The organism is Maritimibacter sp. UBA3975 (assembly GCF_002384975.1).
Lineage (GTDB): Bacteria > Pseudomonadota > Alphaproteobacteria > Rhodobacterales > Rhodobacteraceae > Maritimibacter.
This window is the reverse complement of sequence record NZ_DGCP01000012.1, coordinates 174,715-201,323: the sequence shown is the minus strand read 5'-3', so window position 1 is coordinate 201,323 and position 26,609 is coordinate 174,715. Positions and strand designations below refer to the sequence as shown.

The following is a 26,609-nucleotide window of genomic DNA, read 5'->3' as shown; positions in this document are numbered from 1 at the left end:
TTCATCCTCATCTTCGGGCAGTTTCCAGCGGCGTTTTCGCGCCGTCTCCGGACTTGCCAGTCAATACAAAGGGACGCCGCACGCGCAGCGCCCTGAATTCCGTTCGGGGGCAATATGCGCTTTTCCGCGGTGCGTCAAGTGAGTCGCCCCCCTGAAAGAAGGGGTTTGCGGCCCCTTTTCGCGCAGCGTCCGGCCCGCGTCCTGCCAACGGATCGGGCGCGGGCGCCCGTTCGGGTTGCACATGCACAGGCAGCTTCGGGCCAACCGGCACACGTTTTCGCGGTTTTCTAAAAAAAAACATCGTAAGCAGGTGGCTTTTTCGATAGGCTTTTCTGCGTCTGCACTACGCATTTTAATTCTTATTCCGCGTCAGGAGCTATCCATGCCGGGAACCACGCCGAACGTCCTTCTGGTCTATCCCAAGTTTTCGAACACGTCGTTCTGGAATTTCCTCGAGACATGTGACCTCGCCGGTGCGAAATATCCCGCGCCGCCGCTGGGCCTCATCACGGTCGCCGCCATGCTGCCGGGGGACTGGCCGGTGCGGCTGATTGACATGAACACGCAGGAGCTGAACGACGAAGACATCGACTGGGCGGACATGGTGATGTTCTCCGGCATGATCTCGCAGCAGCCCCACCTTCTGAAGGAAGCCGCACGCTGCAAGGAACGGGGCAAGGTCACGGTCGTCGGCGGACCGGACGTGAGCTCTCACCCCGAGGTCTATGCTGACCTCGATATCCGCGTCATCGGCGAGGCCGAGGGTGTTCTGGACGAGGTGATCGAAGCCTGGAAGGGTGGCATGCGTGAGGGCGAGTTCCGCGCGCCGCTGCACACCGTGGACGTCACGACCACGCCGGTGCCGCGCTATGACCTGCTCAAGCTGGACGATTACCTGATGATCAACGTGCAGCTCAGCCGGGGCTGTCCGTTCCTGTGCGAATTCTGCGACATCATCGAGCTGTTCGGGCGCAAGCCGCGCACCAAGATGGAGACGCAGATCCTGGGCGAACTCGACCGGCTGTATGAGCTGGGCTACCGCGGCCATGTCGATTTCGTGGACGACAACCTTATCGGCAACAAGAAATCCGTGAAGGCGTTTCTGCCCAAGCTGATCGAGTGGCAGAAGAAAAACGGCTTCCCGTTCGAGTTTTCGACCGAAGCCTCGCTCAACCTCGCCGACGACCCCGAGTTTCTGGGCATGATGCGCGACGCCGGGTTCTTCACCTGCTTCGTGGGGATCGAGAGCCCGGATCCGGATGTCCTCATCGCGATGAAGAAAAAGCAGAACATCAAGCGCGACATCGCCGAGAGTGTTCACACGATACAGAGCTACGGCATCTTCGTGATCGCGGGCTTCATCGTGGGCTTCGACAACGAGAGCGAATATGCCGCGCAGGGCATGATTGAGCTGATCGAGGAAGCCTCGATCCCGGTCGCGATGGTCGGGCTTCTGACCGCGCTGCCCAACACGCAGCTTCAGCGGCGGCTGGAGAAGGAGGGGCGTCTCGACCCGCTTTACGGCATGTTGGAAAAAGACGACGATGGCGACCAGTGCCTGTCGGGTCTCAACTTCGAAACGCTGCGTCCGCGTGCGGATATCCTGTCGGAGTATTACAAGGTGGTCGACACGATCATGTCGCCCGACTCCTTCTTCAAGCGCGTGCGCAACATGGTCGGGCACCTCGATGTGTCGGGGCCGTCGGGCGACCTGAGCCGCAAGATGCTCCTGAAGGACGCCAAGCACCTCATCACGTTCTTCTGGAACGCGACGGTCACGCGGCCCGACCTGCGGGGGCATTACTGGAAACTTCTGGCCTATGTCCTGCGGCACAAGCCGCGGGCGATCAAACATGCGCTTTACTGCGCATCGCTCTATGCCCATCTGGGCAAGTTCAGCGAGATCGTGAAGGTGGAAATGCGCGACCAGATCGCCTTCTGTCGGGAAAACCCGGACGCGTCGCAGCGCGAGGCCTACTTCCGCAAGATGGACCTTCCGGCCGCGGCCGTGGTCGATGCGCCGGAAGAAGCCGCCATCGCGGCCGCCGAGTGACACCGGCGGCCTTCGGGCCGCCGCCGTCCGGCTTTCAGTGAGCTTTCACCTCGGAGGCGAGTTTCAACACACCGTCGCCGTCCTGTTGTTCAATGAAAAGCGCGGGGTTGTCGTCCGATCCGCCCCGCGTGATCCGGGTACCCTTGAGCTTGCGGGTCACCTTGTGCGTGTAGCGTTTGCGGACGGTGCCAGAGGCCCGGCCCACGCCCCATTTCCACGATACGGTATCTCCGACGTCGATATTCATGCGCGCCTCCTGTGATCGTCTGTCGCAACGCGGCGCGGAGGGCGGCGGTTCCCGTCAGGCCGCGAGCGGGCCGATATGGGGCCACCAGACCGTGGGGTCGGCGAAATCGACACCTGCGCGGGCGGCGAGCGTCGTGGTGACGATTTCACCACCCTCTCCGGTCGACAGATCGAGGATCTGCGACTTGAACAGGTCGATGGCGGCGGCCCGGTCGGTGTCGCGGGCGCGCAGGAAATGGATGCGCTGGCCGACGTAATCGGCAGCGTGGGTCATGGGCTCCAACATCTGGCGAAACAGTGCCGCGCGGGTATCGGCCCGGCCCGTCAGCTCGTCGAACGTGCCCAGCGGACAGGTCCAGTCGGGCGAGGCGCCGATGACCGTCACGTCCTCCACCCGGCTCACCATGCGCGTAGCGGCCAGCGCCACGTCGCCGCCGAGGCCAAGGCCCGTGAGCGACAGGGGCAGATCGCCGAAGCGCAGCCGTGCCCAGGTCGAGACGGTGGGAATATCGAGGATGGTTTCACCCAGCAGGGTCCAGAGCACGCGGGTGTAGTCCAGCGCGACTTCGGCGGAAAGGTCGGCATCGTCGTGGCGAGCGCCGTGGCGTTGCAGGTCGAGGGACACGGCGATGCGGCCCTGGCGATTGTAAAGTTCGAGCAGCTTGACCGTGTCTTCCTTGCGCTGTCCGAAATCGGGGACGTGGATGACGATCCCGGTGGGGGGCTCGTCCGGCAGGGTCCAGATCAGGGGAATATCGTCGAGGCGGGCCTCATGGTACGGGCGCAGGTAATGAATGCTGGCGGTCATATCACTGTCCTTTCGTTAATTCCCAACACATGTAAGCTCATTTTGTTCCCGTACCGTAAACGCACACATCATATTGATGTGACAACGGCCCACCGCTTTCGCGATGGGCCGCTTGGTCGTTCGGGTCACGACGGTCTGCGGTGTTACCGCACGACGCGCACGATCTGGCGGCTTTCGCCTTCGATGATGACGGTGTCGCCGTTGATGTTGGAGTAGGCATAGCCGTCCACATCGGGCACCGAATACATCTCGACGTTTTCCGGAACGGTCACGCCGACAACGGGCTCACCTTGCAGGAACACCGGCTCGACCGGATTGGCCTGAACGTAGGTGATGACTTCCTGGTCGAGCGAGGCTGCCGTGCCGCCGCCGATCGCGCCGACTGCGCCGCCGATGGCCGCGCCGACGGGTCCGCCGAGCGCCGCGCCGATGGCTGCGCCGGTCGCGCCGGTGACAAAGGCCGCTTCGCCTGCGTCGGCTTCGTCGTATTCAACGACGGCGACGTTTTCCATCTCGGCGACCGGGGTCTCTTCCACGGTCAGGTAGGGCGAATAGGCCCAGCCGGTCGTGCCTTCGTAAGTGACTTCGCACCAGCCGGCCTGCGGCTGGCACCCGTTGAGATCGACCGTGCCCTGCGCGGGGATCACGCTGGCGATCTTGTAGTTCGGGCCGGGGCCCATGCGCAGGTTCAGATCGGTGGAGGCCGAAGCCGTGCCGGTCTGCGCGAAGGCCGCGCCGGCGCTCAGGGAAAGGGCCGCAGCGGACCCAAGCAGCAACGATTTCTTAAACATGGTCGTCTCCTGTTTTCTGTGACGGCCGTTTCCGGCCCGTCTGGATGGTCCATCAACGAGCCGTGATCGTTTTGGGTTCCTGACGGCCTGTCCGATTGAGCGGGAGTGCGCGCATGCCGTCGCGGCAGGGTAAGACGTTAGTATTCAATAGCTCACGGGCGCAATTGCAGGCCGACGGCAGCTGCGCCTTGGTCTGCGGGATTTCGCACAAGGTCGGTCAACTTGTGCGGTTCTGCACCAAAAGCCGGTTTTCCTTCCCGGCTCACCGGCATAATCACGAAGCATGACCGACATCCCGGACACCCCGCAGGAAGCGAGCGCGCGCGCCCTGTCCTATCCCGATTTCCGCCGCTACTACCTCGGCGCGGTCTGCGGGACGAACGGCGGCTGGGTGACGCGCATCCTTCTGTCGTGGCTCGCATGGGATCTGACCGGATCGCCGAGCTTCGTGGGTGTCATCGCGGCGACGAGCCTGCTGCCCGTGGCGGTCTTCGGCCCGTTCTTCGGCACGCTGGCCGACCGGATGTCGGCGCGGACCGGGTTTCAGCGCGTCTCGCTGTTCCTGCTCGCAATCCCGATCGTGCTGACCGCGCTGCTCGCGCTCGACGTGCTAACGCCGGTGCCGCTCTTTTTCCTGGCGCTGGCTTTCGGGACGGTAATGTCGGCCTATCACCCGGTGCGCCAGTCGCTCGGCCCGCGCCTCGTCGCGCGGCCCGCCATCGGGTCGGTCGTCGCGCTCGCCGCGCTCAACTTCAATATCGGGCGACTGCTGGCCCCGGCTATCGGCGGTCTTCTGATCGCGCAATACGGCACGCTGGTCACGTCTTTCCTCGGCATCGCACTGGCCATCCCGAACGCGCTGATCGCGCCGACGCTGAACCCGCGGGAGGACGATCACAGCCAGCACGGCCGGATGCTCGACGATCTCAAGCAGGGGTTCATGGTCGTCTGGACGCGCTGGCCGATCCGCCGGTCCATCATGCTCGCCGTGGCGGCCCTGGGCCTGACGCGCGGGGTGTCGGAGATCCTCGCACTCGTCGCGGACGGGATATTCGAGCGGGGCGCTTCGGGCCTTGGCCTGCTCACCTCGGCGGTCGGGGGCGGCGCGCTGGTCGCGGCCATTTTCCAGGTGGTCGCGGGCAACCAGCTCGTGCGGCACAGGGCACTTCGGTTCGGGGTCATGTTCGTGGGGTTCGCGGGCGCGCTCGGCCTTGTCCATGCCCCGAGTTTCGAGAGTGCGCTGGTCCCGGCGGCTTTTGTCGGCTTCGCCTCGACCTATGTCGGGGTGTCGCTTCAGATCGGGGTGCAGGCGCGGCTGGAGGACGAACTGCGGGGGCGGGTCATGTCGATCTGGATGCTGGCCAACACGGCATCGACCGCGTTCCTCGCCTTCGCGATCTCGACGGTGACGGAATGGACGGGAATGCCGCTGGCCACCACGCTGTTCGTGATCGTCTGCGCCGTGGCGACCGTCGCGATCTGGATACGCCCGGTCGGGGACTGAGCTACTCCGCCGCTTCCTCGCCCAGAAACCCGCCGGACTGGCGCGTCCAGAGGTCGGCGTAGATCCCGCCCTTGGCGAGCAGTTCCTTATGCGTCCCCTCCTCGGCCACATGACCCCGGTCCAGCACGACGATGCGGTCCATGTGGGCAATGGTGGACAGGCGGTGGGCGATGGCGATGACCGTCTTGTCGGCCATGACATCATACAGCGTCTGCTGGATCGCCGCCTCGACCGCGCTGTCGAGGGCCGATGTCGCCTCGTCCAGCACAAGGATCGGCGCGTCCTTGAGGATCGCGCGAGCGATGGCGATGCGCTGACGCTGCCCGCCCGAGAGCTTCACGCCACGTTCGCCCAGGTGCGCGTCATAGCCTTCGCGCCCGTCGGCATCCTCAAGATCCGCCACGAAATCCTGCGCCTCGGCGCGTTCGGTGGCGCGGATCACGGCCTGTTCGTCGGCCTCGGGGTCGCCATACTGGATGTTCTCCCACGCCGAGCGGTTGAACATGGCGGTGTCCTGCGTGACCATGCCGATGGCGCGGCGCAGACTGTCCTGCGTGACGTGCCGGATGTCCTGCCCGTCTACGGTGATGCGCCCCGCCTCGGGGTCGTAAAGGCGAAGGAGCAGCGACACGAGCGTCGACTTGCCTGCCCCCGACGGCCCGACGATGGCAAGCTTTTCGCCCGCCCGGATCGTCAGGTCGATGTCCTGCACCCCGCCCTTCATCCGGCCATAGGCGAAGTCCACATGTTCGAACCGGATCTCACCCTCGGTGAGGTCCAGCGGCGTGGCCCCGGGCGCATCGCGCAGCTGCCGGTCCGGGGTGAGCGTGCGCATCCCGTCCTCGATCTCGCCGATGTCGCGGTAGAGCCCCATGAGCGCGAAGCTCACCCAGCCGGTCATCTGCGCCAGCCGGACCGAGATGGTGCCGGCGGCGACGATATCGCCCTCGGTCGCGCTGCCCGACTGCCACGCAAGCAGCGTGCCGCCCACCAGCAGGACCGGCAGCGTCCCGGCGAGCGTCATGAGCACCAGCCGGAAGCTGGCCGAGAGGCGGCCGAAGTGGATCACCGTCTGGCGGAAGTCCTTGACCGCGTCGAGCGCGGCCCCGTCCTCATGCCCGGCATTGGCGAAGAGCTTGACCGTGCGGATGTTGGAGATCGTGTCGACGACCTTGCCCGTCACGACCGCGCGCGCCGCCGCCCGGTTCTTGGCCCGCTTGCGCACCTTCGGGATGAAATAACGGATCACCGCGACATAGCCCGCGAGCCAGACCAGAAACAGCGGCGCGAGCCAGAGGTCGATCGAGGTGACGAGGGCGAAGGCCCCCACCAGCGAGGCCAGCGCGAAAGCCACCACGTTGATCGATTCCACCACGAGGTTCGTCATCGCGTTCGAGGTCTGCGCCTGCTTCTGCGCAAGGCGCCCGGCGAAGTCGCTGTCGAAGAAGTCGACCGACTGGCCCAGCATCCAGCGGTGCAGGCGCATGATGACCAGCGGCGAGATCGCTGGCGTCACCACCACCTGTGTCATCAGGTTGGACGCCGCGAAGATCAGGGGCCTGAGCACCATGAAAAAACCCAGCGCGAGGATGAACAGGCCCAGATTGGTGCGCGAAAAGACATCCTCGCGCCCGGTCTCGACCACCCCGTCGATCACCCGGCCCAGCACGAAGGCCGTCCCGGTTTCCGACAGACCGGCCAGCACCGAAACCGCGGCCGCGACGATCAGCACCGGCCACGCCCCTTTCAACGTCCACCGCACGAAGGCCATGAGCGTGCCCGGAGGGGGGCCGTCCGCCGGGCGGAACGGGTCGATGAGGTTCGCGATCTTCACGTCATCTACCTAAGCGCGGGGCACGCGGGGGCCAAGTCACCGCCGCGTTACCCACCCAGAAAGCCGCCCGACTGCCGCGCCCAGAGGCTCGCGTATGTGCCGCCCGCCGCGAGCAGTTCCTCATGCGTGCCGTCCTCGGCGATGCGGCCTTCGTCCATGACCACGATCCGGTCCATCGCGGCGATGGTGGAAAGCCGGTGCGCGATAGCGATCACCGTCTTGCCCTCCATCATGCCGTAGAGCGTCTCCTGAATCGCCGCCTCGACCTCGCTGTCGAGGGCCGAGGTCGCCTCATCCAGCACGAGGATCGGCGCGTCCTTGAGCATCACGCGGGCGATGGCGATGCGCTGGCGCTGCCCGCCGGACAGCTTTACGCCCCGTTCGCCCACATGCGCGTCATAGCCGGTGCGCCCGCCCTGATCGGCGAGCGTGGCGATGAAGTCATGCGCCTCGGCGCGCCGGGCGGCGGCCACCATGTCGGCGTCGCTCGCGTCGGGCCGGCCATAGAGGATGTTGGCCCGCACCGAGCGGTGGAGGAGCGAGCTGTCCTGCGTCACCATGCCGATGGACCGGCGCAGGCTGTCCTGCCGGACCTGCGCGACCTCCTGCCCGTCGATCAGGATGCGTCCCGCCTCGGCGTCGCGAAACCGCAGGAGCAGATTGACGAGCGACGACTTGCCTGCGCCGGAGCGCCCGACCAGCCCCACCTTCTGCCCCGCCGGGATGTCGAGCGTCACGTGGTCGAGCCCGCCCGAGCCCTTGCCGTAGTGGTGCGAGACATCCTCGAACCGGATCGCACCGGCTTCGACGGTCAAGGCAGGCGCGTCCGGTACATCGGTCACCGCGTGCGGCACGGCGATGGAGCGCAGGCCTTCGCGCATGACGCCCGCATGTTCGAACATCCGGATGGCGACCCACATGATCCAGCCGGACATGCCGTTGAGCCGCAGCGTGAGCGCCGAAGCCGCCGCCACGTCCCCGATCGTCACCCGGCCCGCGGACCACAGCCAGATCGCCGGGCCCAGCATCCCGACGATCAGCAGGCCGTTCAGCACGTTCTGGCCGAAGGCCATCTCGGTCATCAGCCGCAGGAACCGTTGAAGCCGTGCGCGGTGGCGGCGCATCGCGGACAGGACATAGGCCTCCTCCGCCGTGCCCTGGCCGAAAAGCTTGACCGTCTCGATATTGGCATAGGCATCCACGATCCGCCCGGTGACGAGCGAGCGGGCGTCCGACCACTTCTCGCTCGCGCTTTCGACGCGCAGCGAGATGTTGCGGGTGTACCAGACGAAGGCCCCGACCCAGAGCGCAAGCGGCAGGGCCAGCACCGGGTCCATGCCGCCAAGGATGATGAGAGCCGACAGGATGTAGGTGACGGAATACCAGATCGCCTCGAACGCCATGTAGGTGGAATCCTCCACCGCCGGGCCAAGCTGCATCACCCGGTTGGACAGCCGCCCGGCAAAGTCGTTCTGAAAGAACCCCATGCTCTGGCCCAGCAGGTGCTTGTGCGCCCGCCAGCGCACCTGATCCTGCATGTTGCCGACGAGGGTCTGCTCCAGAAACAGCCGCGAGACGAGGATCGCGACGGGACGGACCGCCATCACCACGAAAGCGGCGAGCGCCAGTTCCCAGCCGTGGCTGCGCAGGATGCCCTCGGGCCCGGCGGCCTCCATCAGGTCCACGACCCGGCCGGTATAGGCGATGACCCCGGTCTCGATGACCGCGACCAGCATCCCGGTCAGGGCGAGCCACAGAAGCTGCCCCCGGAAATTGACGAGATGCGAGCGCACATAAGGCCAGATGCGCCCCGGCGGGGTGCGCGCGCGGAAGCGGGTGAAGGGATCGACGAGGTTTTCGAAAAATCGGAACATGACGGGAAGTCCTGGTCTGAAAAGGGCCAGCGAAGTTGAAAATGTGCTGGGAAGATGCGGAAGGGCTATGCAGAGCCCGACAGGTTCGGGCCCTCAGCCGGTAAAGAAGACCCTGTCTGTTCGCATCGAAACCTCCGTCATGGATGCGGATGTCATAGCGGGCGAAGGCGCGTTTGTCACCCTTCACGCGCCCTTCTCTGGTCCCGAAATACCTCGGAGGGGGCGGCGCGCTGCAAGCGCGACGGGGGAGGCTGGCCTCCCCCCACCGCGCTGACCCGCCAAAGGCGGGGCGGCGCAAGACCTGTGCGCCGCAGGCGCTCCATACGGTCGCGTCAGCGGCGCATCGTGGCGAGCATCTCGTCGGCGGCGGCGGTGGCCGATATCCGGCCTTCGGCCACGTCGCGGCCCAGCCGGTCGACCTCGGCGCGGATGTCGGGGTCGGTGTGGAGGCGGGCGAGGAGGCCCGCACGCAGGTCTTCGAGGAACCAGTGGCGCGCCTGTTCGGCGCGGTTGCGCTCCCAATGACCCGAGGCGCGCCTGCCTTCGGCCAGTTCCGTCATCGCCTCCCACGCGTCGGGCAGACCCGCTTCCGTCACCGCCGATACGGTCATCGCCTTGGGAAAGCCCGCCGGGTCCTGCGGGCGTTTGCGCAGGAGCTTGAGCGCGCCCGCATAGTCCGCGCAGGTGCGCGTCGCGGTGGACTTCAGATCCCCGTCGGCCTTGTTGACGAGGATGATGTCGGCGATCTCCATGATCCCGCGCTTCACGCCCTGAAGCTCGTCGCCCCCGGCGGGTGCGAGGAGCAGGAGGAACAGGTCGGACATGTCGGCCACCATCGTCTCCGACTGGCCCACGCCCACCGTTTCGATCAGCACCACGTCGAAGCCCGCCGCCTCGCAGATCGCCACCGCTTCGCGCGTGCGGCGGGCGACGCCGCCAAGCTGGCTCTGGCTCGGGGAGGGCCGGATAAAAGCCTCGCGTTTGCGCGACAGCTGTTCCATGCGGGTCTTGTCGCCCAGGATCGAGCCGCCGGAACGGGTCGAGCTTGGGTCGACGGCGAGAACGGCAACGCGCAGACCCTTGGCGATCAGGAACATGCCGAAGGCCTCGATGAAGGTGGATTTTCCCACGCCCGGCGTGCCGGAGAGCCCGATGCGCAGCGCGGTCCGGCCCGCCCCCTTCAGCGCCTCGAGCAGGTCGACCGCCTGCGCGCGGTGATCGGCGCGGCCGCTTTCGACCAGCGTGATCGCCCGGCTCAGCGCCCTGCGGTCCCCGGCCATGACGCGCTCTGCAAGTTCGTCGATATCCATATCGCTCCCCCGGTTTGGTCCCTCTTGCAACGCTTGCGATGCGATGTCCAGCGCGGGCGAGATCAAGGCTTGCCTCAGGGGAAACGGCCCCCGAATATGGCCGCAATTGATTTTGCCGCCCCTTGTCGATTCCGTATTCTGGAGCCCCGTTTCATGGTCCTGAGAGCCCTCGCCCTCGCAGCCCTCGTGATGGCTCCGGTGCAGGCGCAGGCGGCCGACTACCTCATCAAGTTGCGCGGGATCACGGTGGGCACGCTTTCGGTCAAGGCGCGCGCGGGCGGGTCGGGCTTCGACTATGAGACCCGGTTCCGCACAACGGGCGTGGCGGGCGCGGTGCGCAACGTGCGCTTCGTGATGCGCTCGCTCGGCGCGATGGCCGGGCATCTGCCGGTGCCGCGCGCCTATGGCGAGCAGATGAACACCGGCGCGCGAGAGAGCGCGGCGTCGATCAAGTTCTCCGCCGACGACGGGAGGTGGGACCCGAACACGGCGCTGGTCTTCGCCTTTTCCGACCGGCCCCGTGCGGCGGGCTGCACGATCAAGCGCACGCTCTATGACGGGGAGCGCACCAACGATCTGTCACTGGCCGAGGTGAGGCGCTCTGGCGCGGCCTTGAGCTGTGCCGGGTCCATGACCCGTGTGGCGGGTTACACCGCCGAGCAGATGGCCAAACGCCCGCACCACAACCTGTCGGTCGACTACGTTCTGGCGGGCGACACCTATCGTTTCACCGGCGCGCGGGTGCAGACCGACTATGGCAGCGTGACGATCACCCCGCGCTAGCCCGCTTGCCGCGACGGCTGCGAGGCCCGATAACGGCGCCATGACGCCGCTTCCGATAGACGACGCCCTGCCCGACCTTCTGGCCGCGATCGAGGCCGAGGGGCGTGCGGTGCTGATGGCCCCGCCGGGCGCGGGCAAGACGACGCGGGTGCCGCTCGCGCTGCTCGACCGGATCGCGGGCCGGATCGTCATGCTGGAACCCCGCCGCCTCGCCGCGCGCGCTGCTGCCGAGCGGATAGCCGAAACGCTGGGGGACCCCGTCGGGCAGACGGTCGGCTACCGCATCCGGGGTGAGGCGAAGGTGTCCAAGGCCACGCGGATCGAAGTCGTGACCGAGGGCATCCTGACACGAATGTTGCAATCCGACCCTGAATTGACCGGGGTAGGCGCGTTGATCTTCGACGAATTCCACGAACGCTCCCTCAACGCCGACTTCGGCCTAGCGCTCGCCTGGGAAGCGCGGGGGGCGCTGCGCGAAGACCTCGTGCTGGTCGTCATGTCCGCCACGCTAGACGCAGACCCTGTCGCGGCGCTTCTCGACAAGGCCCCCGTCGTGCGCTCGGAGGGGCGGGCTTTTCCGGTCGAGACAAGGTGGCTCGACACGCCGCTGCGCAAGGAGACCCGGTTCGAGACGGCCGTGGCCCGACAGGTGGAGGCGGCGGTGGCCGAGACCGAGGGCGGTGTGCTCGTCTTTCTTCCCGGCGAGGGCGAGATCCGGCGCGTGGCCGGGGCGCTGTCCCTGCCTGCCGAATGTCAGGTTCACATGCTGTTCGGCGCACTCGAAATGAAGGCCCAGCGCGCCGCGATCCGGCCCGCCACCACCGGGCGCAAGGTCGTGCTCGCCACGGCCATCGCCGAAACGTCGCTCACCATCGAGGACGTGCGGGTGGTGGTCGATGCGGGCCGCGCACGGCGCGCGCGGTTCGATCCCGGCTCGGGCATGTCGCGACTTGTGACCGAGCGGGTGTCGAAGGCCGAGGCCGAACAGCGGCGGGGCCGCGCGGGACGTGTCGCCCCCGGCACCTGCTACCGGATGTGGACCAAGGGGGAGGAAGGGGCGCTCCCCGCCTTCGCGCCGCCGGAAATCGAGGTGGCCGACCTTGCCCCGCTGGCGCTGGAGCTGGCGCTCTGGGGTGCGGGGGACGGTGAGGGACTGGCGTTCCTGACACCGCCCAATCCGGGTGTTCTGGCCGAGGCGCGCAGTCTGCTCACCGACCTTGGCGCGCTTGAGAACGGTCTTATCACGCCGCACGGCAAGGCGCTGGCGCGCCTGCCGCTGCATCCCCGTCTGGGCCATATGCTGACCATCGCGGGGCGCGGGGCCGCCGACCTTGCCGCGCTGCTGGCCGACCGTGACCCCCTGCCCCGTGGCCGGGGGGTGGACCTGACCCTGCGGCTCGCCGCGCTGCGCGATCCCGCGCGCCACGATGCCAACCGCGCGGGCGTCGAGCGTATCCGGGCAGAAGGCAAGCGGCTGGCGCGACTGACCGAGGCCAGGCCGCCGATGAGCCCTGCGGAGATGGCATCGCTTGCCTATCCCGACCGCGTGGGCCTGCGCCGCAAGGGGAGCGAGCCGCGCTTTGTCCTGTCGGGCGGCAAGGGCGCGGTGCTGGACGAGGCCGATCCGCTGGCCGGGGCGCGGCTGATCGTGGTGACCGACACCGACGGCAACCCGCGCGAGGCGCGCATCCGGCAGGCCGTCGAAATCACCGAGAGCGAGCTGCGCGCGATCCACGGCGACCGGATCGGCTGGCACCGGGTCTGCGAATGGTCCCGGCGCGAGGGGCGCGTGGTTGCGCGCGAGCGGGAGCGGTTCGGGGCCGTGGTGCTCGACGACCGGGTGTGGCGCGATGCCGACCCGGAGGCGGTGGCGCGCGCGATGCTGGAGGGTGTGCGCCAACTGGGCCTTGCCCCCTCGCCCGCTGCCCAGAGATTTCGCGCCCGCGTGGCGCTGGTGCGTGAGAGCGACCCGGACTTGCCGGACCTGTCGGACGCGGCGCTGATGGCGGGGCTGGAGGAGTGGCTCCTGCCGCATCTGGGCGGCGTCCGCTCGCGCGGCGACTGGAAGAATTTCAACATTCTCGACGCGCTGCGCGCCACGCTGGACTGGGACCAGATGCGCCGACTCGACCGGGCGGCGCCGGCGCATTTCGTGACCCCGATGGATCGCAAGGTGCCCATCGACTACGCGGGCGAAGTGCCGGAGATCGAGGTGCGGTTGCAGGAGATGTTCGGCGTGACCGAGCATCCGCGCGTGGGCCGAACCCCGCTGCGCATCACGCTTTTGTCGCCGGGGCACAAGCCGGTGCAGACCACCACGGACCTTCCCGCCTTCTGGGCCACGTCCTATGACGATGTGCGCAAGGACATGCGCGGGCGCTATCCGAAACATCCCTGGCCCGAGAACCCGGCAGAGGCCGCACCCACCCTGCGCGCCAAACCGCGCGGCGGGTGAAATGTCACATTTGCGAGCAGGCAAGTGGAACAAAGTTGAAACTTAACACTTTTTTCTATAGATACGTCTGACAACCAAAAAAGTAACGATACGGGCGGTTTCGAATGACAACGCTTTTCTCGAAAGCTTGGGATGAGGTTCTGAAACCTCTCATCAAGCGACCCAACAAGTTTCAAGTGGCAGCGCTGTGCTACCGCAAGACCGATGGCGGCAAGGACGTGCTGCTGATCACGTCGCGTGGCACGGGGCGCTGGATCCTGCCGAAGGGCTGGCCGATGGAGGGCAAGAGTGCCTCCGAGGCCGCGCGGGAGGAAGCCTGGGAAGAGGCCGGCGTGACCGCGCGCACCGTCGCGCGCAAGCCGCTGGGCCGGTTCGACTATATCAAGGACCGGGACGAGGGCCTGCCGACCCCCTGTGACACCGAGGTCTATCCGGTCGAAGTGGCGGACGTGTCCGACGACTACCCGGAAGCGGGCGAGCGGGAGCGGCGCTGGATGCCAGCCGCCCAAGCCGCCGAACTTGTGGAAGAGCAGGGCCTGAAGGAAATCCTTCGCCAGTTCTGACGGCTTCACGTTGCAATTCGGCCCCGCCTGCGCTAGCCGCTCCCCGATTGTAACGACCATGTAACGGAACGGTAACGGGCGCGATGACGGAAAAGAGCGGCAACCAGTGGAAGACGCTGGACAGGGATCTCGACCGGATCGGCCAGCTCGAACGTGCGACCCAGTATGTTTCGCGCCCGATGGTGGGGCTTGGCGTCTCGCTGGCTTTCATCGTGATCGCGGGTCTGGGTGCGGGGCTGTTCTTCGGGTTTCAGCCCGGAACGATGGTGGTGATCGCTGCCGCCAGCTTCGGGGCGTACATGGCGCTCAACATCGGGGCCAACGACGTCGCCAACAACATGGGGCCGGCCGTGGGGGCCAATGCGCTCACCATGGGGGGCGCAATCGTGATCGCGGCGGTCTGCGAGAGCGCGGGGGCGCTGCTTGCGGGCGGTGACGTCGTGTCCACCATCTCCAAAGGGATCATCGACCCGAACGCGGTGGCCGACCTTCGGGTTTTCATTTGGGCGATGATGGCCGCGCTGATCTCATCCGCGCTTTGGGTGAACCTCGCCACATGGGTCGGCGCGCCGGTGTCCACCACGCACTCGGTCGTGGGCGGGGTCATGGGCGCGGGCATCGCGGCGGCGGGCTTCGCGGCGGTCGACTGGTCCTCGATGGGCGCGATTGCAGCGAGCTGGGTGATCTCGCCGGTGCTGGGCGGCGTGATCGCGGCGGCCTTCCTCGCCTTCATCAAGACCAACATCATCTATGTCGACGACAAGCTCGCCGCGGCACGCAAGTGGGTGCCGATCCTGATCGGGATCATGGCGGGCACCTTCGCAACATACCTCGCGGTGAAAGGCCTGAAGAAGATCGTGTCGGTGGACCTTATCACCGCCATCATCATCGGCTTCGCCGTGGCGGCGGGCACCGCGCTCCTGTCCCGGCCCTATATCCGGCGCAAGTCCGAGGGGCTCGAGAACCGCAACAAGTCGCTCAAGATCCTGTTCGGCCTGCCGCTCGTGATCTCGGCGGCACTTCTGTCCTTCGCCCACGGCGCGAATGACGTGGCCAACGCGGTCGGCCCGCTCGCTGCAATCGTCCATGCCGAGCAGGTGGGGGAGTTCGCGGGCAAGGTGTCGATCCCGACATGGGTGATGATCATCGGCGCTTTCGGCATTTCCTTCGGCCTCGTCTTTTTCGGGCCCAAGCTGATCCGCATGGTGGGGAGCCAGATTACCAAGCTCAATCCGATGCGCGCCTATTGCGTGGCGCTCTCGGCGGCGATCACGGTCATCGTGGCCTCGTGGCTGGGCCTGCCGGTCTCGTCCACCCATATCGCCGTCGGTGGTGTCTTTGGCGTCGGCTTCTACCGCGAATATCACGCGGAACGCCGTTACCGCAAAAGCGCGCAGCGCCAAGGGGTCGAGCGCCGCCTCGCGCCCGAGGAACGGCGCCGCCGCAAGCTCGTGCGCCGCTCGCACTTCATGACCATCGTCGCCGCCTGGGTCATCACCGTCCCTGCCGCCGCGACGCTGTCGGCCCTCATCTTCACGATGCTCAACCTGCTGAACCCCTGATCCCCTTCTTCGTTCCGAAAATACTTCGGAGGGGGGCTTGGGGGGAGGCTGGCCTCCCCCCAACGGGTCGTGACAGCTTGCTGCCGCGACATCAGGCCAGCAGTTCCTCGAGCACCAGCGCCATCACGCCCGCGCTGTCCACCATGTCCTGCACCCCCACCCATTCGTCGGGCTGGTGGGCCAGGTCGAGGATACCGGGGCCATAGGCGATGCAGTTCTTCAACCGCCCGATCCGGTCGATGTGCTTCTGGTCATAGGTGCCGGGGCTGACGACGTAATCGGGCATCCGGCCCAGGACCTTCTCGATGGCGGCGGCGGTGGAGCGCACGACGGGCGCGTCCTCGTCGGTCATGGAGGGGATCACTTCGAAAAGCTCCCTCAGCTCGTAGTCGAACCCGGGGCGGTCGGCCTTCACCCGTTCCAGGAGCGCGCCGACCTCGGCCTTCACGTCCTCGATCTTCTCCTCGATCAGGAAACGTCGGTCGATCACGATGCGGCAGCGGTCGGCGACGCAGGGCGCGGGGAGGCCGGTGGAGCCCTCTTCCGGTTCCCGTTCGCCGCCGTGGATCGAGTTGATGTTCATGGTCGACTGCCGCGCGCCTTCGGGCACGACGGGCATGGCGGTATGCTTGGAGGCGAGCGCCGGATAGAGCGTCGCTTCGATCTCTTCGAGCACCGCGCCCATGTGCCGGATCGCGCTGTCGCCGAGGAAGGGCATGGAGCCGTGGGCGATGCGCCCCTTGGTCTCGATCTCGGCCCACCAGACGCCGCGATGGCCAAGGCAGATGCGGTCCTTGTTGAGCGGCTCCGGGATGATGACGTGCTGTACCTTCGCCGGATCGAAATACCCGCGCTCGGCGAGGTAGGCGACACCGCCATAGCCACCGGTCTCCTCGTCCGCCGTGGCCGAAATCTCGATGGCGCCGGAAAACTCCGGATGCGCGGCGATGAAGGCTTCGGCGGCGATGACGCTCGCGGCCAGACCGCCCTTCATGTCGCAGGCCCCGCGGCCATAGACGCGGCCATCCCTCTCCACGCCCTCGAACGGATCGACGGTCCAGCCGTGTCCGACCTCGACCACGTCGTGGTGGGAGTTGAAATGGACGCAGTCACCGGGCCGCCCGCCCTCATACCGCGCGACCATGTTCCAGCGCGGCCAGCGGTCGCTGTCACCGGGCGAGCCTTCGGCGCGGATCAACTCCACCTGCCAGCCGCTCTCGCGCAGGCGCGCGCCCAGCATCTCGCAGATTTCAAGGTAGTTGCGCCCCGGCGGATTCAGTGTGGGAATACGGATCAGATCGCGGCAAAGGGTGACGAGGGCGTCGCGTCGCGCCTCGACTTCGTTCATCAGGTGTGAAGCTGTTTTGACCATGCGGTCAGGGTATGGGCGCCCGGCTCGGGGGGCAATCGCAAACAAACCAAAGCCGAATTTTGCGGACCCGCCCCATTTGCGGGGTGACGCTGGTTTGACATTCGCGCTAGGCTCACCATATCGGATAATGTTACAGTCATTAACTTTGGGGACATCATGGCCGGAAATCTCGACGCCCAGATCAAGGAAAGCCAGGCGCAGGTTCAGGAAGCGCAGTCGAAGATCGCCGAGTTGACCGGCCGCATCGAAACCGCCCGCGACAAGATGAACACGGGCGCCGATGTGTCCATCGACATCGAGAACGCGACGTTGGACGACGTCCACGCCCATACGCAGGTGATGAACGCGAATATCGCGGAACTCATCATGGGGCTCGACGACGTGACCGCCGGGTTTTCGAAGGATTTTGACGAGATGCGGTCAAAGACCGGGTGGGAGACGTTCGTCGGCGTCTTCTCAAAGCACCGTTCGGAAAGCCTGCGGCAGGAGCGGATGCGCACCGCCTCCATCGACGACAAGTTGCAGGACCTGATTTCCAAGTCCGACGTGATCGTCCAGCTTCTGCAGGGTCAGCTCGACATGCTCAACGAGCAAAAGAGCCGGGTGGAGACGAACCTGACCGAGACGCTCGACGAGCGCGAGATGGTCGTGGGCGAGCTTGAAAGCCTCAAAGCCGAGATTCAGGCGCTGGACCCGAAGATCATCGAACTCGAGAACAAGATCTCGATGGAGCAGGACGCGGCGGCGCGCACGAAGCTGGAAAGCGAGCTCGCTGACCTCAACGCGAAGTACAACGAGATGGTGCAGCAGGAGCAGGTGAAGCTGGCCCGCTCCCAGACCCTCGAACGCTATATCGAAAAGGGCAAGACCTGGGTCGACAGCTTGCAGAACCAGGCCGCGACGCAGATGGTGCTCATCAACAAACTCCAGACGGACACCAAACAGCGCGTCGTGCTTTATGATGCGCTGTCGAAGTCGCTCAAAACGGCCCAGCAGCAGGACGTGGCGCACCGGATCAACGAGATCGGGGTCAAGACGGATCAGGAAGCGCAGGCGGCGATGGCCTCGATCGGCACGGCGACCAATCAGAAAATGGCCGACATGATGGAGGCGCATGAGGAGCACATGGTGTTCGCCCGTGACGTGCTGGAAGCCAAGGCCAAGGCCGACGAACGCTTCGCCCGCCGCTTTGCCGAGATCATCGAGAAACACGACAAGAACCTTTACGGAGCCTGAGGATGCGGCAATGGCCGAAATCCGTCCGCTGGGGCCTCGCGATTGTCTTGACCTTCGTGGTCAGCGGGTTGCTGGCCTTCTATGCGGACGCCCTGCCCTTTGGTCAGAGCCTCGGCGGGAGCGTGCTGCGCGGTGTCGTGGCAGGTGTGACCTTTGTTTTGATGATGCGCTGGCTCGCGCTCGGTCCGCGCGGACAGGGGTCCGGCTCGGATGAGTGACAGACCCGCATCCGGGCGCGCCGTGACCCTTGCGAAATGGGCGCTGATCGTCGCCGTGGTCTTTGGCGGCACATTCGCGCTTGCCGTGGTCACCGGCGAGACGCCCCTGCTCGACGGCGGGTTCGCCCGGATCGCCTTTGCCGTGATGCTGGGGGCGCTGACGCTGGGCCTCATGCGCCTGTTGCGGCTCGGGCGCTGGCGCGAAGACGGGAACCGGAATGCCTGAAACCAGCGACCTCACCTCGGATCACCTCGACCTCGCCGACACGCGGGTGACGCGCCGCTACTTCGCCAAGTGGCGGGCGATCACCGGGCATCTGGCGCGGGTCGCGGGGCAGATGGAGGCCGAGGGCAGCCTTGGGCGCGATGAGGTCGCCGTGATCGCGCGCTATGTCGTGAGCCTTGGCTTCACCTTTCGGGCGCTGGCCAACAAGTACCACATGTCGGGCCGGGTCGAGGGCGCCGGGCCGGGGCAACTCACCTTCGACCGCGAGGAGAGCGGGTTTCCGATCCATGCCGAACTGCTCCAGATGTCGGCGGATGCGGCGCAGGCGATCAAGCACCTCAAGAACATGCCGAGCGTCGCGCGGCTCAAGGACGAGATGATCGAAGAGATCGTGGGCAAGCTCACCATCCCCACCCGCCTGCAATACGCGATGTCCCAGCGGCTCTATTACGAAGAACTTGCCAAGGGCGACCTGTTCTGGCCGCAGATGGACCCGGACACCGTCTGGCTCGGGAACGTCGCGGAGGGGCGCGATCCGCGGCGCAAATACTTGGTCCACTGGGCGGTCTATGACAGCGGGCAGAACCTGCCGACGATCTACCTCATGGAAGTCGAGGATACCGGGCGCACGGCGCTGCCCAAGGATGAGACACGCTGGCCGCAGGTGCAGAGTCATTTGATGGCGCAGAGCATGGGCGGGCTGAAGCTTGTCACCATCGCCAGCGGCTTCGACCGGGATTTCGACGATCTGCACCCCAAGCGGCTGCGTCGCATTCACGTCGGCCCGATGTATTCCCACGCCTACACCCGGCAGGTCGGCCCGCTGCGCGACGTTCTGGCCGAGGCGCGCGCGCCGGAGGGCGAGGACTGGGCGCTGGCCTGGACACTGGAAGAGCTTGAGAGCGAGCGCGTGGAGCGGGAGAAATCCGGCTGGTTCGGCACCGTGGAGCGCGAGATTTTCGCGCTGGACCCGTTCTCGGGGCGCGGCGCCGACACCGGCGCGACCCGGATGAGCCGCGCTGTGATCCTGCCGCAGCGCCCGTTTCAGGTGCTGGCCGAGAAGAACCCACCGGGGTTCCGGGACGTGCGGAAATTCGTTGTAAGCCCGGGGGGGCAGGTTTTGTCTTATTCATAGGGGTTTCGCCGCGCCGATCCGTTGGGTGGGCGCTGCCAGGGTCATGTTTGAAACCGAACATGACCAGCCCGGACCCCCGATGTATTTGTAGACCGAAGAAGAGGATTTGGGATGTCTCTGCCCGCTGACCAGATGGAACTCACCGAGGAGGAGATCCGCGCCCACTATGACGCGGCGGGCGGGATGCTCGAAGGCTTCGACCACGCGCCCCGGATCGGCAAGGCGCGGGCCGAGGCGCCCGTGGAACGCTCGCCGGGCGTGGCGCGCGGGCGGCGGTTCCGGTCGACCACGCCGGGGCTGGTGACACGGTCAACGGCGCGGCCCGAGGGCGTGCGGCTTGTCGACCGGATCGAGGCGGTGGGCGGAGACGATCCGCTGGTCTCGCCCGTCGAGGCAAGCGTGCTGCACGGGCTGCGCCGGGCGCTGGCCATCGCGCTCGCCATGGGCGAGGGCTATGCCCAGCAGACGGAACTGGCCGAGCTCAAGAAGGAAAACCTTGCCGGGAGCCTGCCGCGCGACAAGTCGGTGGCCTTTTCCGAGCTTCTGGCGGCCGAGAGCCTGATCGTCCTGTCGGTCTTCGCCAACGCGACCGCCTTCCTGCTTGCCGGTCAGGCGGGCGAGGTGTCGGTCGAGGTCGGCGGGGTCGAAGAGGTGCTGACGGACAACGCACTCCTCGCGCTGCACGGGGCGCTGTGGGAATTGGATCAGTCCATCGCCACCCATGCCGAGGACGAGGGGCGGCTGGTTGCGACCGTTCTGGCCCATGCCGAGGCGTTGATGGAGCGGGTGAGCCTGCGCGCCCAGACTGCGCCGCGGCTGGCCCCGTTCACAGGCGCGAACTACCGCGTCGAGGCGGACGATTTCACGATTGCGGGTTTTACAGCCTCGCGCCGCGCCCGTGGATCGACCCTGACCATGCAGTTCAAGAAGCCGCATCAGGTGGTCGGCAACCACATCGCCAAGTATCAGGCGATGAAGCTGGCCAAGATGCTCATGGCCTATGACTTCGAGCGCAAGCTGAACCCCTTTGCCGAGCTTGGCGGTTTCATCTTCACCTTCATGGGTGACGGGATGCCGGGCACGGGCAAGACCACCCTGATTCAGATGATGGCCGGGCTGATCCACGGCTATTGCGAGGTGGCGGGCTATCCGTTCCGTTATCAGAACCTGTCGACGGAAAGCATCGACAGCTATCAGGGCAAGTCGGCGCAGAACGCCAAGGCGTTCATCAACAACGTGGTGGACCCGAACGTGATCGGCTTCGGCACCATCGACGATATCGACCAACTGGCCGGTAAGCGTGGCGACCGGCAGTCGTCGGCGGGGCAGCTTGAGATCACCGCCGTGCTGATGGAGAGCTTCGCGGGGGCCAATACGGTCGTGCGCGGCAACTGCACCTTCGGCATGTTCTCGAACTACCCCGAGAATGTGGACGACGCCTTGCGCCAGAGGGCGGGGGCGCGGTTCCTCGTGGACGGGCCCAAGACGCGGGATGATTACATCGACATCCTCGCCCTGCTGATGGGCAAGAACCACGACATCCCGCTGGGCGATCACGCGCTTTACGAGGCGCAGGAGATCAAGAAGGCGGTCGCGGCGTCGTTCGAGAGCCATTCCAAGCCGCATGAGGACGGGTTGCTCACGGTGTATGAGCGGGTGTCCGGGGACATTGGCACGCTCGACACCATCGCCAAGCTGGGGACATACCTTAAGGGTATCCAGGAGGCCGATCCGCGTTTCACGGGGCGGGCGATCAAGAACATCACCGACGCGGTGAAGGTCCGCGCGATGGACTTTGAACTCCCCGACGAATGGATGGAGGAGCCCGATCTGTTCCTGTTCAAATCCTATGACGAAAAGAAGGGGATGATCGAGGAACTGCGCCAGCCGATCACGATCGAGATGGTCATTCAGGAGATCAACCGCTACGCCGACAGCGAATTCCGGTATGCCGACAAGTCCGACGAGGTTGCCATCGAAAAGATGGTGCGCGAGTTCGGGATCACGGAAGAAGCCAAGCGGCGCTATGTGGAGAGCAAGGGATGATGATGGATTGCGGATATGCCGTCGGGCTGGGCGTCGTGCTCGCCATCGTGGTGGCGGTGGCCGCATGGTTTCTGGGCCGGATGACGGCACGGATGGGCGAGCCGAACGCATGGATCATCCTCGGCGTGATCGTCGTGTCGCTCGTCGTGCTGCAACTCGGCGCGCGCTTCGCCGTGGTGTCGCTGTGGATCTACGCCTGGGCCGGGCTCGACCCGCTTTCGGTCTGTGGCGGGCAGTTGCAGATGGTGACCTATGCCGGGACGCTGGCCGTGATCGCCGCCTATGTCGGGTCGTTCTTCGTGAGCTTCATGCGGGCTCGGAAGGGGCGGTGATGGTGGGGGTCCTTGGCAACATAGGTGCGCGCCCGGACCGCTGGGGTGGGCGGGAAGCGCCCGCCCCGAGGGGGCGGTTCGGGCGCTCACCGGGCCGCAAGCGGCCCGGCGGGTGTCAAAGGATATGGGAGCGCGTCATATGAAACGCCTCATCCAACGCGGCCTGATGTTCGGGAACCTGATCCGGGTGGACAGCCCGGCGCTCATCGAGCGGTATAACCGGGCGCTTCATGGTCTGACCGGCAAGCGCACCGAGCTTGACGAGTTTCATATCGACATCTCTGGCTATTCCTACGAGGTGGGCGAGGCGTTGGGGGATCACCTCTACCTCAACCCCAACGGCGTGAACCGGCTGTTCATCATCTTGACCACCGAGCAGAATTCGGCGCCGCTGCTCAATGCCAAGTTCTCCACCTCACGGGGTATCCTGCGCCAGTTCATCGAGGAGAACGAGGCCAAGCTCTTTGCGCTGACCGCCCATGACGCGGTGGCGGGGGAGTTGGACAATTCGGTGTTCGAGGCGTCCGAGGCCGCGCGGCTGCTCGACATCCGCACGATTACCGTGAACGCGGATACCACGCAGAGCCATGTGAAGAACGCCCGTGCGCTGGCCGACAAGATCGAACGGTTTCAAAGCGCCGAGGACGCCTGGTTCGACGACGTGCTCATCGCCGAGATGATCGGGCTGGCCAAGCAGACCGGCGACGTGACGCGCCAACCCATCGACATTGAACGGCCCACCTATCAGCAGGACAACTTCTGGACCGCGTTGTTCGGTGGTCTCTACGTCTTTCGCGACGTGGCCGAGCCGGCCGTGATCGCGGTCGGGGACAAAGACCCGCTTGGTGTGCTGCCGATCGAGACGACGCTGGATTTTGCCGACCGCAACGGGATCGCGGCGTTTCTCGAGGTGAACGAGCTGGTCGAGCCGATCATCAAGGCGCGCGGCGTGGATGGCGCGGCGATCCTGAGACAGAAGATGGATTTCATCCTCGTCGACGCGGCGACCACGAAGGGCGTCGAGATCGACGGGATGGACCACCGGGCGCTGCACCGGCTGGCGCAACGCATGGGGTCGGACCTGCCAGAGGAGTTCCTCAAGCTGAACCAGCTTGTCCGCTGGGCGCTGAACGGTGGCAAGTGGCCCCGGATCGCGAGCGATGACGATAGCTATTTCTACACCCTGCGCGCCCGGCCCGATCACCCGGACCGCGACCTCATCAACATGATGCTGTCGGAGCTGGCCCCTCTCGACATCCGGCAGTTGTTCATCTGCCACAAGCAGGCGTTCTACGCGGCTTACGCCGACTGGCCCGACGCGAAGAAAGAATACGTGGCCGAATTCCTCTACCGTGACTACGCCGCCAACAAGGCCGGTGCACGCGAAGCGCTTTTCGGGGGTGAGGAGCCGCCGGCCAAACCGGTTTCACAGGCCCCCAAAGACGATATAATCGATCTCGTGGGCCCCTGGGGCGCCGTCAGGAGGTAAAAATGGCTTTGCTCAGACTGATCGTCCTGCTGTTTCTGTTGTGCAGCGTGGTCTACCTCGCCGTCGCGTGGTACTCCCGCTCGGTCCGGCACGAGAAGCTGGAGAAGGAATGGGACGCCGATCATCCGGACGGCGGGTCCAAGACCGAGCGCCAGACCTTCATCACGCAGGGCATGATCGACTACAACGACTCGATCCGGCCGAAGCTGCTCCTGCTCATATACGTCGTGCCCGCGCTGTTCGTCGGCGTCGTGCTCTACATTACAAACGCGAATTGAGGCCCTCATGCGCTATGTCCGCAATACGATCCTGACCATCCTCGTCGTCGCCTTCGCGCTGCTCCTGCACTATGTGCTGCCGCGTCACGACGTGGCCCGGATCACGGGGACCGAGATCATCCGCATGGATTTCTCCTCGCTCAACCGCCCGTTCTATGCCCAGTCCGACAGCGCCAATACCGAGATGCCGACGCGTGACGTCCGGCTGATCAACACGGTGAAGAAGCGCACGATGCTGCTGGGGTTCATCCGGCGCGACAGCGAGCGGGTGTTCGTCTATCGCAACGAGGATACGGGGTGGATCTGGCCGCCCTATTTCAAGTTCGATTCCTCGGACCTTCAGGCCGAGGCGCTGGCCAATGTATCGGCGCCCGGCAACGAGCAATGGGTGGTCATCACCCGCTATGGCTGGCGCAACCGGTTCTTCACGATCTATCCCAACATGATCGCGATCAAACCCGTGGAGGGTCCGAACGTCACGGTGGTTCCGTGGTTCAACATCTTCTTCTTCATCTTCCTCGCTGCCGCCGCCCTGTTCATCCGGGCGATGTGGCGGCAGTTCCGGGAACGCGCCATAGATCCGCGGATGCAGGACGGGCGCGATGCCTGGGACAAGGTCGACGCATACGCCGACGAACGGCGCGGGCGGGTGAGCCGTTGGTGGAGAAGCTGGACCGGAAAGTAACGGCTTCCACCTCCGCAACCTGTTGACGTTGCGTCACCCTCTGGCCGAATGTGCCTTGTCACGACTCTGCGCGTCCCCTTCTATGGGGACAACGCGCAAAGCGAACCAAGAGGGAGACATCATGAGACACCTGCAAATGAGCGCCGCCGCCCTGGCATTGCTGGCCGGCCCGGCGCTGGCGCAACAGGATACGATCACCGTTGGAATGGTGCTCGAGCCGCCCAACCTCGACCCGACCGGCGGGGCCGCCGCGGCCATAGACGAAGTGGTCTATGCCAATGTGTTCGAAGGCCTCACGCGCTTCGGCCCGGACGGCTCGGTCCAGCCCGCGCTCGCCTCGGGCTGGGAGGTGAGCGAGGACGGCACCGTTTATACCTTCATGCTCAATGAGGGCGTGACGTTCCACGACGGCTCGGACATGACCGCCGAGGACGTGGTGTTCAGCCTCGACCGCGCGCGGGCCGGGGATTCCACCAATGCGCAGAAGGCACTGTTCGAGGGGATCGAGAGCGTCGAGGCGGTGGACCCGCTGACCGTGAAGATCACGCTGGCGGAGCCCAACGGCAATTTCCCGTTCAACATGGCCTGGGGCGATGCGGTGATCGTGGCGCCGGAAACCGTCGAGCAACTGGCAACCACCCCGATCGGCACCGGCCCGTTCGAGTTCAGCGAGTGGGTGCAGGGCGACCATGTCACCCTCGTGCGCAGCGACAGCTACTGGGGCGATCCGGTCGCGCTGTCGACCGCGACGTTCAAGTTCATCTCGGACGGCAACGCCGCCTTCGCCGCAATGATGGCGGGCGACGTGGACGCCTTCCCGAACTTCCCGGCGGTCGAGCTTCTGTCCCAGTTCGAGAACGATCCGCGGTTCGAGGTGGTCGTAGGATCGACCGAAGGCGAGACGATCCTCGCCATGAACAACCAGCAGCCGCCGCTCGACAACGTGAAGGTGCGCGAAGCGATCAGCCACGCGATCAATCGGCAGGACATCATCGACGGGGCCATGTTCGGCTACGGCACACCCATCGGCACGCATTTCGCGCCGCATAACCCGGACTACGTCGATCTGACCGGCATGTCGGATTACGATCCGGAAAAGACCAAGGCCCTGCTGGAAGAGGCCGGGGCGACCGACCTTACCCTGCGGCTGATGCTGCCGCCCCCGGGCTATGCCCGCAACGGGGGCGAGATCATCGCGAGCCAGCTTCGCGAGGTGGGGATCGAGACGGAGATCACCAACCTGGAATGGGCGCAATGGCTTGAGCAGGTGTTCGGCAACAAGGACTTCGACCTGACCATCGTCAGCCACACGGAGCCTGCCGACATCAATATCTACGCCCGGCCCGAGTACTACTTCCAGTACGACAATGCCGAATTCCAGGCGCTGATCCAGGAGCTTTCGGTGACGTCGGACCCGGCGAAGCGGACCGAGTTGAACCAGGCCGCGCAGCGGATGATCTCGGAGGATTACGTCAACGCCTATCTCTTCCAGCTCGCAAAGGCGGGCGTGAAAAACGCGAAGATCGAGGGTCTGTGGGAGAATGCGCCCACGCAGGCCAACGACCTGACGGACGTGCGCTGGACCGAGTGATCCGGCTGTTATGAACGTGGGGGCACCGGGGCAATCCGGTGCCCTTTTTCGTGGGAGGTTCCCAAACGGAGCGCGCTGGCGCGCGCGCAGGTCTTGCGCCGCCCCGCCTTCGGCGGGTCGCCGCGGTGAGGGGGCTGGCCCCCTCGACCGGACTTGCGGGGCAAGTCCGGTCTACCCCCAAAGTATTTGGGGAACAGAGAAGACGGACCCGGGGTCGC

Annotated in this window: 23 protein-coding genes; 16 read left to right on the top strand and 7 right to left on the bottom strand. The window is 65.7% G+C overall.

Annotation, left to right across the window (positions count from 1 at the left end; all coding sequences use genetic code 11):
- Window positions 1-382: 382 nt before the first annotated feature.
- The gene (locus B2585_RS14810; RefSeq protein WP_292024658.1) at window positions 383-2,053 is read left to right on the top strand and encodes a B12-binding domain-containing radical SAM protein; all 1,671 of its coding nucleotides are present in this window, start codon (window positions 383-385) and stop codon (window positions 2,051-2,053) included.
- Between the two features lie 34 nt (window positions 2,054-2,087).
- On the opposite strand, the gene B2585_RS14805 is transcribed toward B2585_RS14810, so the two are convergent.
- The 3 genes from B2585_RS14805 to B2585_RS14795 all read right to left on the bottom strand — a co-directional run bounded on the left by B2585_RS14805 (window position 2,088) and on the right by B2585_RS14795 (window position 3,898).
- Entirely contained in the window at window positions 2,088-2,300 is a 213-nt protein-coding gene (locus B2585_RS14805; RefSeq protein WP_292024656.1) for a DUF2945 domain-containing protein, read from the bottom strand.
- Between the two features lie 54 nt (window positions 2,301-2,354).
- The gene (locus tag B2585_RS14800; protein WP_292024655.1) at window positions 2,355-3,107 is read right to left on the bottom strand and encodes a hypothetical protein; all 753 of its coding nucleotides are present in this window, start codon (window positions 3,105-3,107) and stop codon (window positions 2,355-2,357) included.
- 143 nt (window positions 3,108-3,250) lie between these two features.
- Window positions 3,251-3,898, bottom strand: coding sequence for a DUF1236 domain-containing protein (locus B2585_RS14795; RefSeq protein ID WP_292024653.1), 648 nt, complete (start codon window positions 3,896-3,898; stop codon window positions 3,251-3,253).
- A 283-nt stretch (window positions 3,899-4,181) separates the two neighbouring features.
- On the opposite strand from B2585_RS14795, the gene B2585_RS14790 reads away from it, so the two are divergent.
- Window positions 4,182-5,402: an MFS transporter gene (locus B2585_RS14790; protein ID WP_292024651.1), complete on the top strand. Its 1,221-nt coding sequence runs from the start codon at window positions 4,182-4,184 to the stop codon at window positions 5,400-5,402.
- 1 nt (window position 5,403) lies between these two features.
- On the opposite strand, the gene B2585_RS14785 is transcribed toward B2585_RS14790, so the two are convergent.
- The 3 genes from B2585_RS14785 to meaB form a co-directional block, all read right to left on the bottom strand.
- Window positions 5,404-7,236 (bottom strand): ABC transporter ATP-binding protein, encoded by a 1,833-nt coding sequence (locus B2585_RS14785; protein WP_292024650.1) that lies wholly within the window; start codon window positions 7,234-7,236, stop codon window positions 5,404-5,406.
- Between the two features lie 47 nt (window positions 7,237-7,283).
- Entirely contained in the window at window positions 7,284-9,110 is a 1,827-nt protein-coding gene (locus tag B2585_RS14780; RefSeq protein ID WP_292024648.1) for an ABC transporter ATP-binding protein, read from the bottom strand.
- A 332-nt stretch (window positions 9,111-9,442) separates the two neighbouring features.
- Window positions 9,443-10,420 (bottom strand): methylmalonyl Co-A mutase-associated GTPase MeaB, encoded by a 978-nt coding sequence (meaB, locus tag B2585_RS14775; protein ID WP_292024646.1) that lies wholly within the window; start codon window positions 10,418-10,420, stop codon window positions 9,443-9,445.
- A gap of 153 nt (window positions 10,421-10,573) precedes the next feature.
- Here meaB and B2585_RS14770 point away from each other — a divergent pair, with 153 nt between their 5' ends.
- The 4 genes from B2585_RS14770 to B2585_RS14755 all read left to right on the top strand — a co-directional run bounded on the left by B2585_RS14770 (window position 10,574) and on the right by B2585_RS14755 (window position 15,783).
- Complete coding sequence (locus B2585_RS14770) at window positions 10,574-11,203, top strand: DUF3108 domain-containing protein (protein WP_292024644.1); 630 nt, start codon at window positions 10,574-10,576, stop codon at window positions 11,201-11,203.
- A 40-nt stretch (window positions 11,204-11,243) separates the two neighbouring features.
- Window positions 11,244-13,658 carry an ATP-dependent helicase HrpB gene (hrpB, locus tag B2585_RS14765; RefSeq protein WP_292024642.1) on the top strand — a complete coding sequence of 805 codons (2,415 nt, stop codon included), beginning with the start codon at window positions 11,244-11,246 and terminating at the stop codon, window positions 13,656-13,658.
- A 104-nt stretch (window positions 13,659-13,762) separates the two neighbouring features.
- On the top strand, window positions 13,763-14,221 hold the full coding sequence (locus B2585_RS14760) for an NUDIX hydrolase (RefSeq protein WP_292024640.1): 459 nt from the start codon (window positions 13,763-13,765) through the stop codon (window positions 14,219-14,221).
- Between the two features lie 83 nt (window positions 14,222-14,304).
- Window positions 14,305-15,783 (top strand): inorganic phosphate transporter, encoded by a 1,479-nt coding sequence (locus B2585_RS14755; RefSeq protein ID WP_292024638.1) that lies wholly within the window; start codon window positions 14,305-14,307, stop codon window positions 15,781-15,783.
- Window positions 15,784-15,874: 91 nt separating this feature from the next.
- Here B2585_RS14755 and B2585_RS14750 read toward each other — a convergent pair whose 3' ends face one another.
- Window positions 15,875-17,155, bottom strand: a complete 1,281-nt coding sequence (locus B2585_RS14750; protein ID WP_292024636.1) for an acetylornithine deacetylase/succinyl-diaminopimelate desuccinylase family protein — start codon at window positions 17,153-17,155, stop codon at window positions 15,875-15,877.
- 156 nt (window positions 17,156-17,311) lie between these two features.
- On the opposite strand from B2585_RS14750, the gene B2585_RS14745 reads away from it, so the two are divergent.
- The 10 genes from B2585_RS14745 to B2585_RS14700 all read left to right on the top strand — a co-directional run bounded on the left by B2585_RS14745 (window position 17,312) and on the right by B2585_RS14700 (window position 26,391).
- On the top strand, window positions 17,312-18,391 hold the full coding sequence (locus B2585_RS14745; protein ID WP_292024634.1) for a hypothetical protein: 1,080 nt from the start codon (window positions 17,312-17,314) through the stop codon (window positions 18,389-18,391).
- 2 nt (window positions 18,392-18,393) lie between these two features.
- Window positions 18,394-18,609 (top strand): hypothetical protein, encoded by a 216-nt coding sequence (locus B2585_RS14740; protein ID WP_292024632.1) that lies wholly within the window; start codon window positions 18,394-18,396, stop codon window positions 18,607-18,609.
- The gene (locus B2585_RS14735) at window positions 18,602-18,835 is read left to right on the top strand and encodes a hypothetical protein (RefSeq protein ID WP_292024630.1); all 234 of its coding nucleotides are present in this window, start codon (window positions 18,602-18,604) and stop codon (window positions 18,833-18,835) included. The genes B2585_RS14740 and B2585_RS14735 overlap by 8 nt, the downstream gene beginning before the upstream one ends.
- A complete protein-coding gene (locus tag B2585_RS14730; protein ID WP_292024629.1) occupies window positions 18,828-19,970 on the top strand; it encodes a hypothetical protein in 1,143 nt (380 codons plus the stop codon). Before B2585_RS14735 ends, B2585_RS14730 begins: the two co-directional genes overlap by 8 nt.
- A gap of 111 nt (window positions 19,971-20,081) precedes the next feature.
- The gene (locus tag B2585_RS14725) at window positions 20,082-22,016 is read left to right on the top strand and encodes an AAA family ATPase (protein ID WP_292024627.1); all 1,935 of its coding nucleotides are present in this window, start codon (window positions 20,082-20,084) and stop codon (window positions 22,014-22,016) included.
- Window positions 22,013-22,348: a hypothetical protein gene (locus B2585_RS14720; RefSeq protein ID WP_292024625.1), complete on the top strand. Its 336-nt coding sequence runs from the start codon at window positions 22,013-22,015 to the stop codon at window positions 22,346-22,348. The genes B2585_RS14725 and B2585_RS14720 overlap by 4 nt, the downstream gene beginning before the upstream one ends.
- 139 nt (window positions 22,349-22,487) lie before the next feature.
- Window positions 22,488-23,837 (top strand): DUF6638 family protein, encoded by a 1,350-nt coding sequence (locus B2585_RS14715; protein WP_292024623.1) that lies wholly within the window; start codon window positions 22,488-22,490, stop codon window positions 23,835-23,837.
- 2 nt (window positions 23,838-23,839) lie between these two features.
- Window positions 23,840-24,115, top strand: a complete 276-nt coding sequence (locus B2585_RS14710) for a hypothetical protein (protein WP_292024622.1) — start codon at window positions 23,840-23,842, stop codon at window positions 24,113-24,115.
- Window positions 24,116-24,122: 7 nt separating this feature from the next.
- A complete protein-coding gene (locus tag B2585_RS14705) occupies window positions 24,123-24,800 on the top strand; it encodes a DUF1523 family protein (protein WP_292024620.1) in 678 nt (225 codons plus the stop codon).
- Window positions 24,801-24,921: 121 nt separating this feature from the next.
- Complete coding sequence (locus B2585_RS14700; protein WP_292024618.1) at window positions 24,922-26,391, top strand: ABC transporter substrate-binding protein; 1,470 nt, start codon at window positions 24,922-24,924, stop codon at window positions 26,389-26,391.
- Window positions 26,392-26,609 lie beyond the last annotated feature (218 nt).